The sequence below is a fragment of the Burkholderia semiarida genome (genome assembly GCF_029268935.1).
Classification (GTDB): domain Bacteria; phylum Pseudomonadota; class Gammaproteobacteria; order Burkholderiales; family Burkholderiaceae; genus Burkholderia; species Burkholderia semiarida.
Window position 1 is genome coordinate 486,774 of the sequence record NZ_JAHLCL010000003.1, and the last position, 13,277, is coordinate 500,050.

Here is a 13,277-nt window from a genome sequence, read left to right on the forward strand (position 1 = left end):
GTGCATGCAGACTCTCCGCGGCCGGCACGTGCTTCACGTGCCGGCGACGCTCACCCCGCGCTTTATTTCTGCTACCCCGTAGAACTTATCTATTCTTTTCATTTTTTCAACTTGTGGGATGAAGAATAGAGATCGGCCGAACGGGATGTCAATCGTTTTAAACGCTATTTTCCGACGATTCAAGGGTTTTCCTTATCGACCGGCGCCACCGCGCAGGCGCGTCGCGCGGCGCGCGAGTCGTCGATCAAACAGGGGATGATCAGGGCGGGCAGCCGGGCGCGATCAGTTCGCGTCGACCCGGTATCCTTGCTGGCGCAACAATTCGAGCACGCCGCGCGGGCCGCCCAGGTGCAGCGCGCCGATCGCGACGAACAGCGGCCGGTTCGGCGCGGCGATTGCCGTCATCCGTGCAACGAAGCGCCGGTTGCGCTCGTACACGATCTTGTTGTCGAGCGACGCCGACAACGCCTTCGAACGCGCGAGCCGTTCGCTCTTCGCGACGGCCCACGCCGAGATCGCATCGGCGTCGCCAATTCGCCACAGCCGGTGCAGCGCCTTGATGTCGTCGGCGTTCTGCGCGGGCGTCTGCACCATGTCCTGCGCGAGCATCTCGCGCTGCTCGGCGAGCGTCAGCCCGGTGAACGCGCGCATCTGCTCGGCGAGCGTCTCGAGCCCGATCACGCGGCCGCCCTTCTTCCTCAGGAACACGTTCTGCAGCTGCGCCTCGGTGCCGTATTCGGTCTGCAGGCCGGCCGACAGCGAATCGTAGGTCTCGACGACGAGCGCCGCGAGCCACGGCCGCATCTTGCGGATCTCGGCGAGCGCGGCCGGGTTGCCGCGCAGGCGCGCCGCGAGCCGCTGCCACAGCGGCTCGGGCAGCAGGCGCTGCAGGCACGGATAGCGGCACACGCCGTACTTCGACACGTCGTCCTGCGATTCGAGCAGATCGTCGGGCGACAGCTCGAGCGCGAGCGTCGGCGACGCGGCGAGCGCCGCGAGGATGGGCGGCCGGAACGGCTGCGCGCTCGGGTAGTCGGACGGATCGCCCGTGTGCAGCGTGCCGAGCACGTAGAGCGTGACCTTGCCCCGGGTCGCGACGTAGAACGGCATGCGCGCCGGCTGCACGCGCACGGTGCCGCGCGACACCGTGCCGTCGGACACGGCCGGCGCATGGAAGCCCGGCAGGCTCATGCCGGGCGGTGGAACCTGTGACGGACGAATCGGCGCGGTCGCCGGCGCACGCCCTTCGGCACGCGCCGGTTCGACGGGGGCCACGACGCTGGTCGCCACGCACGCGCCGGCCAGCGCCGCGCCCGTGACGGTACGCACGCTCCAGCGCCGCGCGTCGCGGTACGCGCGCATTGCGCGCGCGCCGCCTGCCCCCGCACGGCGCGCGCCGGACACGCGCGCCGCCAACGCTTCAGGCATTCGCCTCCCCGACTTCCTCGGCGCGATGGCAGGCCACGCGCCGGCCGTCCACTTCGCGCAGTTGCGGCTCCTCGACGCGGCACCGCTCGATCGCGTACGGGCAGCGCTGATGGAACGCGCAGCCCGACGGCGGATTGAGCGGCGACGGCAGTTCGCCCTGCAGCTTGATCTGCACGCGGCGGTCTTCCTCGAAGATCGCTGGCGTCGCCGACATCAGCGCCTGCGTGTACGGATGGCGCGGCCGTGCGTAGATCGTCGCCTTGTCGCCGAGCTCGGCGACGCTGCCGAAGTACATGACCATCACGTCGTCCGCGACGTGCTCGACCACCGACAGGTTGTGCGAGATGAACACGTAGCTCGTCTTGAACTGCTCCTGCAGATCCATGAACAGATTCAGGATCTGCGCCTGGATCGACACGTCGAGCGCGGACACCGGCTCGTCGGCGACGACGATGCGCGGATCGAGGATCATCGCGCGCGCGATCGCGACCCGCTGGCGCTGGCCGCCGGAGAACATGTGCGGATAGCGCTTCGCGTGCTCGGGCCGCAGGCCGACCGTGCGCATGATCTGCGCGACGCGCGCGGCGCGCTCGGCGGCCGTCAGGTTCGCGTTGATCTCGAGCGGCTCGGCGAGCGTCTGCTCGACGGTCTTGCGCGGGTTCAGCGACGCGAACGGATTCTGGAACACCATCTGCACGCGGCGGCGCAGGTCGGCGACCGTGTCGCGGCTCGCGCCGGCCACGTTCTTGCCGTCGATCACGAGGCTGCCCGCGGTGGGCGCCTCGATCATCGTGAGCTGGCGCGCGAGCGTCGACTTCCCGCAGCCCGACTCGCCGACGACGGCAAGCGTCTTGCCGCGCTTCAGCGAGAACGACACGCCGTTCAGCGCCTTCACCGTGCCCTGGCCGAACATCCCGCGCTTCACCGTGTAGTGTTTCGCGAGGCCGTCGGCCACCAGTACCGCTTCCTCGTCGTGCGATGCGCGAGGCGTTTGATTGACTGCATTCATCGTGCCCCTCCCGTCAGGTCGAGGTTGGAAACATTGAGCGGCTTGATGCAGCGCGCGCGCATCGCATCGTTGGCCGGCACCAGCGTGTCGAGCGCCGGCCGCGCCTTGCGGCAATCGTCGACGACGTACTTGCAGCGCGGCGCGAACAGGCACCCGGACGGGCGATCATCGCGGCCCGGCACCATGCCGGGCAATGCGGCAAGGCGACGCGCCCCCTGATTGTGCTCGGGAATCGCCGCGAGCAGCGCTTCGGTGTACGGATGATGCGGCGCGCGGAAGATGTCGGGCACGCGGTTGGTCTCGATGATCTCGCCCGCGTACATCACCGCGACGCGATGCGCGACCTCCGACACCACGGCCAGATCGTGCGAGATCAGCACGAGCGCCATCCCGCGTTCCTTCTGCAGCTTCACGAGCAGATCCATGATCTGCGCCTGGATCGTCACGTCGAGCGCGGTGGTCGGCTCGTCGGCGATCAGCAGCTTCGGGTTGCACGCGACGGCCATCGCGATCATCACGCGCTGGTTCATCCCGCCCGACATCTGGTGCGGGAACGACGCGATGCGGTTCTTCGCATCGGGAATGCCGACCTGGTCGAGCAGCTCGAGCGCGCGCCGGTGCAGCGCGTCGCCGCGCAGCCCTTCGTGCAGCTTCAGCACTTCCTTGATCTGGTAGCCGACCGTGTAGCTCGGGTTCAGGCTCGTCAGCGCGTCCTGGAACACCATCGCGATGTCCTTGCCGACGATCCTGCGGCGCGCCTTCGGCGACGCCTTCAGGAGATCCACGCCGTTGAACGTGACCTCGTCGGCCGTCACCTTGCCGGGCGCGTCGATCAGGCCCATCAGCGCCATCATCGTCACGCTCTTGCCCGAACCCGATTCGCCGACGACGCCCACCACCTCGCCCGGCGCGACCGACAGGTTGATCCGGTCGACCGCGGGCAGGCCGTTGAAATTCACCGCGAGATTGCGGATGGTCAGAAGATTCTGGCTGCTCATGTTCACGCCATCCGTTTCAGTTTGGGATCGAGCGCGTCGCGCAGCCCGTCGCCGAGCAGGTTGATCGCGAGCACCGAAATCAGGATCGACAGGCCGGGCATCGTCACGATCCACCATGCGTTGTCGATGTAGTCGCGCGCGGAGGCCAGCATCGCGCCCCACTCGGCGGTCGGCGGCTGCACGCCGAGGCCGAGGAAGCCGAGCGCGGCCGCGTCGAGAATCGCCGACGAGAAGCCGAGCGTCGCCTGCACGATCAGCGGCGCCGTGCAGTTCGGCAGCACCTGCGAGAACATCAGGCGCAGCGTGCCGGCGCCGGCCACGCGCGACGCGGTCACGTATTCCTTCTGCAGCTCGCCGAGCGCCGACGCGCGCGTGAGGCGCACGTAGGCCGGCAGCGCGACGATCGCGATCGCGAACATCGTGTTGGTGAGGCCCGGGCCGATGATCGCGACGACCGCGACCGCGAGCAGCAGCGACGGCAGCGCGAGCAGCACGTCCATGATGCGCATCACCGGCGTGTCGGCCCATTTCTGGAAGAACGCGGCGACCAGCCCGAGCACGATGCCGGGAATCAGCGCGAGCACGACCGACACGAAGCCGATCCAGAACGACATCCGCGCGCCGAACATCAGCCGCGAAAGGATGTCGCGGCCCGCTTCGTCGGTGCCGAGGATGAATTGCCAGTTGCCGCCGGCGAGCCACGCGGGCGGAATCTTCACGTAGTCGCGATATTGCTCGACCGGGCTGTGCGGCGCGATCAGCGGTGCGAGCAGCGCGACTGCGATCAGCACGATCACGACGATGCCCGCGCCGACGGCGCCGCGGTTGCGCGAGAAGTTGGCCCAGAACTCGCGCAGCGCGAGCGCACGGCCGCCGGCCGGCGCGGATTCGGTCGGCAGGGTATTTTGCAGATTGCTCATGGAATTACCTCGTGTGGCGGATGCGCGGATTCAGCACGCCGTACAGCAGGTCGACGACCAGGTTCACGACGATCACGAGCGTCGCGATCAGCAGGATGCCGCCCTGGACGACCGGATAGTCGCGGCGGCCGATCGCGTCGATCAGCCACTTGCCGACGCCGGGCCACGAAAAGAGCGTCTCGGTCAGCACGGCGCCAGCAAGCAGCGTGCCGATCTGCAGGCCGATCACGGTGACGACCGGGATCAGCGCATTGCGCAGCGCATGCACGACGACCACGCGCACGGGCGACAGCCCCTTCGCGCGAGCCGTGCGGATGTAGTCCTCGCGCAGCACTTCGAGCATCGACGAGCGCGTCATCCGCGCGATCACCGCGAGCGGGATCGTGCCGAGCACGATCGCGGGCAGGATCAGGTGGCTCACCGCCGACTTGAACGCGCCTTCGTCCGGCGCGAGCAGCGCGTCGATCAGCATGAAGCCGGTCGGGTGCGGGAAATCGTATTCGACCGCGATGCGCCCCGACACGGGCGTCCAGCCGAGAGTCGACGAAAACACCATGATGAGGATCAGCCCCCACCAGAAGATCGGCATCGAATAGCCGGTGAGCGCGGTGCCCATCACGCCGTGATCGATGACCGAGCCGCGCCGCAGCGCGGCGATCACGCCGGCCGGCAGCCCGACCGCGAGGGCGAACACGAGCGCGCACAGCGACAGTTCGACGGTCGCCGGAAAGCGCGCGAAGAATTCGCCCGCGACGCTCGTGTTGGTGATGATCGACATGCCGAGGTCGCCGTGCAGCGCCCGGCCGATGTAGTGCAGATACTGCAGCGGCAGCGGCTGGTCGAGCCCGAGGCGTTTCATCGCCTCCGCATGCATCGCGGGATCGACGCCGCGCTCGCCCATCATCACTTCGATGGGGTCGCCCGGTATCAGGTGAATCAGCGCAAACGCCAGGATGGTGATGCCGATGAAGGTCGGGATCACCATCCCCACGCGGCGCAACACGAATCTGAACATGATGCGTCTCGTATTTTCTTGTGGGAAATGTGCGACCGGCGACGAGGGGCTTCTGGCCCCTCGCCGCCGGATGATTTCAAGCCGGTTTTCTCAATGACGACAGCTTACGCCAGCCCCGTTACTTCACGCTGACACCGTCGAAACGCGCATAGCCGAGCGGCTCGATACGCATGTCGACCACGTTCTTGCGCACCGGCTGGTAGACCGTCGAGTTCGCGATCGGCGAGAACGGCAGCTGTTGCGCGAAGATCTGCTGCGCCTGCGTGTAGAGCTTCGTGCGCGCATCCTGGCCCGTCGTCGTGCGGCCCTTCTGGATCAGCTCGTCGAACGGCTTGTAGCACCAGTGCGAGAAGTTGTTGCCCTTGATCGCCTCGCAGCCGAGCAGCGTGCCGAGCCAGTTGTCCGGATCGCCGTTGTCGCCCGTCCAGCCGATCAGCATCGTGTCCTGCTCGCCCGCGTGCGCGCGCTTGATGTACTCGCCCCATTCGTACGTGACGATCTTCGCCTTCACGCCGATCTTCGCCCAGTCGGCCTGGATCATCTCGGCCATCAGGCGGGCGTTCGGGTTGTACGCGCGCTGCACCGGCATCGCCCACAGCGTGATCTCGAAACCGTTCGGGAAGCCGGCCTTCGCGAGCAGCGCCTTCGCCTTCGCGGTGTCGTAGGCAGCCATCTTCAGGTTCTTGTCGTACGACCATTGGGTCGGCGGCATCGGCGCGGTCGCGGCCTGACCGGCGCCCTGGTAGACCGAATCGAGGATCGCCTTCTTGTTGATCGCCATGTCGAGCGCCTGACGCACTTCGAGCTTGTCGACCGGCTTGTGCTCGACGTTGTACGCGAGGTAGCCGAGGTTGAAGCCCGGCTGCGACGGCATGTCGATGCCCGAGTCGGCCTTCAGCGTCGCGATGTCGGCCGGGCGCGGATAGCTCATCACCTGGCATTCGTTGCGCTTGATCTTCTGCACGCGCACGCCCGGGTCCGGCGTGATCGAGAAGATCAGCTTCGACAGCTTCACTTCGCCCTTCTTCCAGTAATCAGGATTCCCGTCGAAGCGGATCGTCGCGTCCTTCGTATAGCTGCGGAAGATGAACGGACCCGTGCCGACCGGCTTCTGGTTGATGTCGGCGGCCTTGCCGGCCTTCATCAGCTGGTCGCCGTATTCGGCCGACAGGATCGACGCGAATTCCATCGCCATGTTCTGGATGAACGGCGCGTTCGGCTCGGCCAGCGTGAACTTCACGGTGTACGGATCGACCTTCTCGATCTTCGTGATCAGCTTGTCGAGGCCCATGTCGGTGAAGTACGGGAACGACACCGGGTACGCCTTGCGGAACGCGTTGTTCGGGTCGAGCATGCGCTGGAACGTGAACAGCACGTCGTCCGCATTGAATTCGCGCGTCGGCTTGAAGAAGTCGGTCGTGTGGAACTTCACGCCATGGCGCAGGTGGAACGTGTACACCTTGCCGTCGGACGAGACGTCCCACTTCTCGGCGAGGCCGGGCTCGACCTTCGTGCCGCCGCGCTCGAATTCGACGAGGCGGTTGTAGACGGTGAACGTGGCGGCGGTGAAATCGACGCCGGTCGTGAATTGCGCGGAATCGAAACCCGCCGGGCTGCCTTCTGAGCAGTAGACGAGCGTTTTGTTCGGGATCTGTGCGAATGCAGAACCCGCGACGCCGAGCGATGCCGCTGCCACGCCTGCCATGGCGGTAACACGCAGGGTGTGCAACAGACGGTTGTATTCCATGTTTCCTCCAGGTCTCCAGATCGGAACCGGTCCCGCCAGGGAGCCGGCGTACGCGGATATTACTTGAGCTAGCGATTCTGCAACAAGCTGGAGAAAAAACTCTTCCAGACGCCCGCCGGGTTTTTGCCGATGTTTAGTGTGGGTAAAAAATGCGACAGCGCGCGTGAGCGGCGATTCCGTTCATTTCGCGCGTGTTTCGTTCGGCGACTAAACAATCCGGACGCGGACACGAAGGTGCGACACGCGTCCTCGTCGTTCGGCCGCCGATCGTTGCGTTTTGCGAAACGATGTAATGACGGCATTCGATCCGTCACGCGCTCACGCCGGCGCATCGAGGTCGGCGCTGCGCGCGGGCACGAACGCGACCGCGACGATCGACAGCGCGATGCCCGCCATCACGTAGTAGGTGGGCGCGAGCGGCGTGCCCGTGACCTTGATCAGCCACGTGACGATGAACTGCCCGAAGCCGCCGAACAGCATCACCGCGACGTTGTACGCGATCGACAGCCCGGTCGAGCGCACGTTGGCCGGGAACAGCTCGGCGATCATCGCGCCGAACGGCCCGTAGTAGCCCGCGAGCGTCACCGACAGCACGGCCTGCACCGCGATCAGCCGCCCGATGCTCGGCGCCGCGTCGAGCCACGCGAACAGCGGATACATCAGCGCGAGCGTCAGCACGAGCGACCACAGCGACAGCCCCTTACGGCCGATGCGGTCCGACCATGCGCCCGCGACCGGCGACAGCACCATCAGCAGCAGGTTGCCCGCGATCACCGCGTAGAACGATTCCGCATAGGGCAGCTTCAGCTGCTTCACCGCGAACGTCGGCAGATAGCTGATCAGTACGTAGATCGTCACGGTGAGCGCGATCACCGAGCCGAGCCCGCACAGCACCTCGCGCGGGTGGCGCGTGAACACTTCGCCGAGCGTCGCGCGGCGCGCGCTTTGCTGCGCATGCAGGAATGCTTCGGAATCCGCGAGATGGCGGCGGATGTAGAAGCCGATCGGGCCGATCACGAGCCCGAGGACGAACGGCACGCGCCAGCCCCAGCTGCGCAGCGCGTCGGGCGACAGCCCGCGCGTGACGGCCGCGCCGACGAGCGCGCCGATCAGCAGCGCGGCCGCCTGGCTCGCCATCTGCCAGCTGCCGTAAAAGCCGCGTTTCGAGAACGGCGCGGCCTCGATCAGCAGCGCCGTCGCGCTGCCGAATTCGCCGCCCGCGGAGAAGCCCTGCAGCAGGCGGCCGAGCACGATCAGGAGCGGGCCGCCGATGCCGATCGCCGCATAGGGCGGCGCGATCGCGAGCAGGAAGATGCCGGCCGTCATCAACAGGATCACGAGCGACAGCGCGGCCTTGCGGCCCGCGCGGTCCGCGTACAGGCCGAACACGATGCCGCCGATCGGGCGCATGAAGAATGCGACGCCGAACGTCGCGGTGGTGAGCAGCAGCGACGAGTATTCGCTGGAGGTGGGGAAGAACAGCTCGGCGATCACGACCGTCATGAAGCCGAACACCGTGAAGTCGTACCACTCGAGCGCATTGCCGATCACGGCCGCCACGACGGCACGCCGGTTCAGCGCGCGCTCGGGCCGGGTCGTTTTCGTTGAATTCGCAATCGTCGCCATGCGTGCCTCGTCCTCGTGGATTCGCCGTATCGGGCGGTTCGGCGCGCGGGGTGCCGCGGCGCGCTGGTGTGCAGCGAGTGTAGAAAGCGACGGAACCGTTTTCAAGCATTAAAAAAACGCCCGCCATCGAACGACGGCGGGCGTTTGCGGTTTTCGCCGCATTGCGGCATCGCACGATGCCGCACGGGCCTCAACCCATCTTCGAGAAGGCGCTGCACCAGCCCTTCGCCGACACCTGCTTGCCGGGGAATGCGCCGCACGGGCCCGAAGCCGAGCCCTTCTTGCCCTGGTACAGCATGCAGGTCGCGCAATCCTGGCCCGCGGCGTATTTCGGGTACTTCGTCTTGTCGACCTTCGTGGCATCGGCCTTGTAGCCGAGCGCCACCGCGGTCGGATCGGTTTCCGACAGCATCGGCGCATCGGCCAGTGCTTCGCGCGACAGCGCCAGCGCGGACACGGCACCAATGCTCGTGATCAGGAAACTCCGACGGGATGTTTTCATGGGGACTCGCTCCAACGTTATCGGTTTGAAAGCCGTTCTGGCGACGGCGTCCAACAGAATAACGCTCAAGCGAATAAATGTGCGCGCCGAAATGCCGGAGATAAGGGATTTCACACGGGCTTCACACGCGCTTCACGCGGCCGGCCCGCGCGGCGGCGGGCCATGCGTCACGCGCGCGACACCATGTCGCCCACGCGCTGCGCGAGCGCGAGCGACGCGGTCAGCCCCGGCGACTCGATGCCGAACAGGTTCACGAGCCCGCGCACGCCGTGCTGCGCGGCGCCCTGCACGATGAAGTCGGCCGGCGGCTCGCCGGGCCCCGCGAGCTTCGGCCGGATGCCCGCGTACGCGGGCTGCAGCGCATCGTCGGGCAGGCCCGGCCAGAACGCGCGGATCGACGCATAGAACGCCCCCGCGCGCGCCGGATCGACTTCGTAGCGCAGCGAATCGCACCACTCGACGTCCGGGCCGAAGCGCGCCTGCCCGCCGAGATCGAACGTCAGGTGCACGCCGAGCCCCGCGCGCTCGGGCATCGGGTAGATCAGGTGCGAGAACGGCGCACGGCCGGACAGGCTGAAATAATTGCCGCGCGCGAGATAGAGCGGCGGCACCCAGCGCGGATCGAGGCCGCGCGTACGGCGCGCGAGCGCCTGCGCGCCGAGCCCCGCGCTGTTGATCACGCACGCGGCGTCGATCTCGGCCGGCACGGCGCCGCCGGTGCGCACGACGAAGCGCCCGCCGCGCAGCACGTCGATCGATTCGACCGGCGCGTGCAGCGCGCATACGGCGCCGTCGCGTTCCGCGTCGCCCAGCAGCGCGAGCATCAGCTGATGGCTGTCGACGATGCCGGTCGACGGCGAGAACAGCGCCTCGACGCATTCGAGCGCGGGCTCGAGCGTCTGCGCCTCGGCGCGCGTGAGCGGCAACAGGTCGAGCACGCCGTTTTCGGCCGCGCGCGCGGCGATCGCCTTCAACTGCTTCACCTGCGCGGCGCTCGTCGCGACGAGCAGCTTGCCGGTGCGCCGGTGCGGCACGTGATGCGTGTCGCAGAACTCGTACAGCAGGTCGCGCCCATGCACGCACGACGTCGCCTTCAGCGACCCGCGCGGATAGTAGAGCCCCGCGTGAATCACCTCGCTGTTGCGCGAACTCGTGCCCGTGCCGATCGCGTCGGCCGCCTCGAGCACGATCGTTTCACGCCCGCGCGCGGCCAGTTCGCGTGCAATCGCCAGACCGACGACACCCGCGCCGATCACGACACAATCCGTCTGCTCCATGGCTTTTCGCGCTGCTCGCGCGTCGAAGGGAGAGAGGACGATTGTACGTCCCGGTTCGCCCGCTTGCCGAACGCCCGCGCATCGCGACGAGGCCGACGATGCGGGCGCGCGCGCCACGAACGCCACGCGCGCGCGCCGCGGCCGTGCGCGCCCGGCCGCGTCAGAAGCCGATCGGCCGGCGCTTCGCCGCGCCTTCGTCGGCGCGGATGTCGGCCGGCCCGATCGCATCGCGGCCGTCGAGCCGCGCCGCGCCGAACGCGTGCAGCAGCGCGCGGCGCATCGTGCGCGGCGGCGTCGCAGCCAGCACGTCGAGCGCATCGTCGCCGAGCGTCTCGGGGAAGCGCCGCCCCCACGCATGCGACGTGCGGATCTCGTCGTAGATCGTCTGCGCGATCCGGCGTGCGCCGGCCGCATCGGGCGGCGCGATCTCGTACACGTTCATCCGGTTGAGCAGCGGCTCGGGAATCGCCTGCGCGTCGTTCGCGGTCGCGATCCAGATCACGTTGCCCGCGTTGATCGGCACTTCCGCGAATTCGTCGACGAACGCGCGCGCGGTGTCGTGCTCGAGCAACGCGTACAGCGCGCCGAGCGGATCGTATTGCGCATCGCTGCCGGCCTTGTCGATCTCGTCGACGGCGATCACCGGGTTCGCGTAGCTGCCGTTCACGAGCGCATCGAACACCTTGCCGGGCTTCGCGTTCTTCCATTGCGACGACGCGCCCGACAGGATCCAGCCGGCCGTCAGCGAACTCATCGGCACGTAGTGATACGCGGTGCCGAGCAGCTGCGCGAGCGCCTTCGCGAAATGCGTCTTGCCGATCCCGGGCGGCCCGAGCAGCAGGATCGGCATCAGTTCGAGCCGGTCGTCCGTTTCGAGGCACAGCGCGATCTGCTTGCGCACGTCGTCGAGCGGCTCGCCGAAATTCGGCAACGCCTCGCCGAGCGCGTCGAACGACGGCATCCGGTTCGGCTTCACGCAGAAACGCAGATTCCCGGTCTTGAGCATCTTCTCGTAGGTCGAGCGCAGTGCGTCGCTCGCGCTCTCGTTCAGGTCGCCCAGCGCCGTCTCGACCTGCTCGAGGTCGTACACCGTGCTGAAGGACGCCACCGCCAGTTCATGTTTCACCATCGCCGTCGTCATACTCACCTCGCTGCACTTGCCGTCATACATGCATCAGACCCTTACGATTTCAGTGTAGCGATCCCGCATCGCCGCGCAAGCAAGCAGCCGGGCGCGTCTGCTGCTAACAGCGCGCGCACGCTGCACGGCCGCGCGCCGCGGCGTATCATCGAAAATTCACGACGCTCGCGCGGGGTTCGCCGATCGCGGCCGCGCGCATGCCGCTCCGCACCTCGCCAGACACCTCGCCCGAAGGGTTGCCGATGTCCGTCCCCGCTTCCCCGCGCGTCGACGCCGACGCGCTCCGTTGCGTCGATGCGGTCGATGCCGTCGACGCCGCGCTCAAGTCGCGCCGCGCGGTCCGCGCGTTCCTGCCGACGCCCGTGCCGCGCGACACGATCGAGGCGATCCTCGAAGCCGCGAGCCGCGCGCCGTCGGGCACCAACATCCAGCCGTGGCGCGTGTACGTCGCCACGGGCGCGACGCGCGACGCGCTCGCGGCCGCGCTCACCGCGGCCTACGACGATCCCGCGCGCGACGAGAAATACGTCGCCGAATACGACTACTATCCGCGCGAATGGGTGTCGCCGTATCTCGACCGGCGCCGCAAGGTCGGCTGGGACCTGTACGGGCTGTTGAACATCCGCCGCGACGAGAAGGCGCGCATGCACGCGCAGCACGCGCGCAATTTCCGTTTCTTCGATGCGCCGGTCGCGCTGTTCTTCACGCTCGAGCGCATCATGGCGCAGGGCGCGTGGCTCGACTGCGGGATGTTCCTGCAGGGCGTGATGACGGCGGCGCGCGCCCGCGGCCTCGACACCTGCCCGCAGGCCGCGTTCGTGCCGTTTCACCGGATCGTCGCCGAACACCTCGGCATTCCCGCCAACGAGCAGTTCGTCTGCGGCATGGCGCTCGGCCATGCGGACCCCGACGCGATCGAGAACCGCCTCGTCACCGAGCGCGCGAGCGTCGCCGAGTTCACGCGCTTTTTCGCTTGAAAACGCATGACGCGGCCTCACTTGTCGGGCAGGACCGCATCGTGCTGCGAACCTGCCGCGGCACGTCCTGTCACATCACGGCCGAAATCGATCGGGCGTAAGATGTGCGTCCGTTCCCTGCTATCGCGCGTTTCCGGAGACGTTTCATGCTGAAACACGGCCTGGCCGTCCTGCTTGCGAGCATCGTGCTCGCCGCCCATGCGCAGAGCCCCGCGCCGGCCGTCGTCGCATGGGAAATCCAGGTGGTGCGCGACGGTCAGACGATCGACACGTTCCAGCAGAACACCACCGTGGGTCAGTCCCGCACCGATACCCATCGCTATCCGTCCTCCGTGCCGGTGGGCTGCGGCAATGCCGCGCGCGTCGTGCCGACCGAGCGCTCGCGCTCGGTGACGGTCGCCCCGCTCGCCGTCGACGCCAACGCGCACACCGTGTCGCTCGGGCTCGACGTGCAGGAAACGCTCGACGACGACAATGCGACGCATGGCGATGCGTGCGTGCCCGCGGCGCCGCGGCAGATCGTCGCGAGCCACCCCGGCCTGGCGGTCGGGGGCGATGCATGGACCGACTGGACGCTCGTCGAGCAGCATCCGCATCTCGTGTACCGCGTGCGTGCGCACGTCGCGAAGGATTGAGC

Annotated in this window: 12 protein-coding genes; 2 read left to right on the forward strand and 10 right to left on the reverse strand. The window is 67.6% G+C overall.

Annotated elements, in window-relative coordinates:
• Positions 1 to 282 precede the first annotated feature (282 nt).
• The 10 genes from KPB06_RS06020 to KPB06_RS06065 form a co-directional block, all read right to left on the reverse strand.
• A complete protein-coding gene (locus tag KPB06_RS06020) occupies positions 283 to 1,428 on the reverse strand; it encodes a TraB/GumN family protein (RefSeq protein ID WP_059583930.1) in 1,146 nt (381 codons plus the stop codon).
• The gene (locus KPB06_RS06025; RefSeq protein ID WP_059583932.1) at positions 1,421 to 2,437 is read right to left on the reverse strand and encodes a peptide ABC transporter ATP-binding protein; all 1,017 of its coding nucleotides are present in this window, start codon (positions 2,435 to 2,437) and stop codon (positions 1,421 to 1,423) included. Before KPB06_RS06025 ends, KPB06_RS06020 begins: the two co-directional genes overlap by 8 nt.
• Positions 2,434 to 3,435 carry an ABC transporter ATP-binding protein gene (locus tag KPB06_RS06030; protein WP_059583933.1) on the reverse strand — a complete coding sequence of 334 codons (1,002 nt, stop codon included), beginning with the start codon at positions 3,433 to 3,435 and terminating at the stop codon, positions 2,434 to 2,436. The genes KPB06_RS06025 and KPB06_RS06030 overlap by 4 nt, the downstream gene beginning before the upstream one ends.
• Positions 3,436 to 3,437: 2 nt before the next feature.
• Complete coding sequence (locus KPB06_RS06035) at positions 3,438 to 4,355, reverse strand: ABC transporter permease subunit (protein WP_006489141.1); 918 nt, start codon at positions 4,353 to 4,355, stop codon at positions 3,438 to 3,440.
• 4 nt (positions 4,356 to 4,359) lie between these two features.
• Complete coding sequence (locus tag KPB06_RS06040; RefSeq protein WP_059583935.1) at positions 4,360 to 5,370, reverse strand: ABC transporter permease subunit; 1,011 nt, start codon at positions 5,368 to 5,370, stop codon at positions 4,360 to 4,362.
• Positions 5,371 to 5,488: 118 nt separating this feature from the next.
• A complete protein-coding gene (locus tag KPB06_RS06045) occupies positions 5,489 to 7,117 on the reverse strand; it encodes an ABC transporter substrate-binding protein (protein WP_059583936.1) in 1,629 nt (542 codons plus the stop codon).
• A 318-nt stretch (positions 7,118 to 7,435) separates the two neighbouring features.
• On the reverse strand, positions 7,436 to 8,743 hold the full coding sequence (locus tag KPB06_RS06050) for an MFS transporter (RefSeq protein ID WP_059583938.1): 1,308 nt from the start codon (positions 8,741 to 8,743) through the stop codon (positions 7,436 to 7,438).
• A 190-nt stretch (positions 8,744 to 8,933) separates the two neighbouring features.
• Entirely contained in the window at positions 8,934 to 9,245 is a 312-nt protein-coding gene (locus tag KPB06_RS06055; RefSeq protein WP_275906061.1) for a high-potential iron-sulfur protein, read from the reverse strand.
• Positions 9,246 to 9,412: 167 nt separating this feature from the next.
• Positions 9,413 to 10,522 (reverse strand): NAD(P)/FAD-dependent oxidoreductase, encoded by a 1,110-nt coding sequence (locus KPB06_RS06060; protein ID WP_275906060.1) that lies wholly within the window; start codon positions 10,520 to 10,522, stop codon positions 9,413 to 9,415.
• A gap of 160 nt (positions 10,523 to 10,682) precedes the next feature.
• Positions 10,683 to 11,663, reverse strand: a complete 981-nt coding sequence (locus tag KPB06_RS06065) for an AAA family ATPase (protein WP_059584034.1) — start codon at positions 11,661 to 11,663, stop codon at positions 10,683 to 10,685.
• Between the two features lie 242 nt (positions 11,664 to 11,905).
• Between KPB06_RS06065 and KPB06_RS06070 the strand changes: the two genes are divergently transcribed.
• Both KPB06_RS06070 and KPB06_RS06075 read left to right on the forward strand, forming a co-directional pair.
• Complete coding sequence (locus KPB06_RS06070) at positions 11,906 to 12,640, forward strand: nitroreductase (RefSeq protein WP_059584035.1); 735 nt, start codon at positions 11,906 to 11,908, stop codon at positions 12,638 to 12,640.
• A gap of 146 nt (positions 12,641 to 12,786) precedes the next feature.
• The gene (locus tag KPB06_RS06075) at positions 12,787 to 13,275 is read left to right on the forward strand and encodes a hypothetical protein (protein WP_059583941.1); all 489 of its coding nucleotides are present in this window, start codon (positions 12,787 to 12,789) and stop codon (positions 13,273 to 13,275) included.
• Positions 13,276 to 13,277: the final 2 nt, after the last annotated feature.

Coding starts and splice junctions, on each gene's coding strand:
- KPB06_RS06020 (WP_059583930.1), bottom strand. CDS start 1,428: ATGCCTGAAGCGTTGGCGGCGCGCGTGTCCGGCGCGCGCCGTGCGGGG.
- KPB06_RS06025 (WP_059583932.1), bottom strand. CDS start 2,437: ATGAATGCAGTCAATCAAACGCCTCGCGCATCGCACGACGAGGAAGCG.
- KPB06_RS06030 (WP_059583933.1), bottom strand. CDS start 3,435: ATGAGCAGCCAGAATCTTCTGACCATCCGCAATCTCGCGGTGAATTTC.
- KPB06_RS06035 (WP_006489141.1), bottom strand. CDS start 4,355: ATGAGCAATCTGCAAAATACCCTGCCGACCGAATCCGCGCCGGCCGGC.
- KPB06_RS06040 (WP_059583935.1), bottom strand. CDS start 5,370: ATGTTCAGATTCGTGTTGCGCCGCGTGGGGATGGTGATCCCGACCTTC.
- KPB06_RS06045 (WP_059583936.1), bottom strand. CDS start 7,117: ATGGAATACAACCGTCTGTTGCACACCCTGCGTGTTACCGCCATGGCA.
- KPB06_RS06050 (WP_059583938.1), bottom strand. CDS start 8,743: ATGGCGACGATTGCGAATTCAACGAAAACGACCCGGCCCGAGCGCGCG.
- KPB06_RS06055 (WP_275906061.1), bottom strand. CDS start 9,245: ATGAAAACATCCCGTCGGAGTTTCCTGATCACGAGCATTGGTGCCGTG.
- KPB06_RS06060 (WP_275906060.1), bottom strand. CDS start 10,522: ATGGAGCAGACGGATTGTGTCGTGATCGGCGCGGGTGTCGTCGGTCTG.
- KPB06_RS06065 (WP_059584034.1), bottom strand. CDS start 11,663: ATGACGACGGCGATGGTGAAACATGAACTGGCGGTGGCGTCCTTCAGC.
- KPB06_RS06070 (WP_059584035.1), top strand. CDS start 11,906: ATGTCCGTCCCCGCTTCCCCGCGCGTCGACGCCGACGCGCTCCGTTGC.
- KPB06_RS06075 (WP_059583941.1), top strand. CDS start 12,787: ATGCTGAAACACGGCCTGGCCGTCCTGCTTGCGAGCATCGTGCTCGCC.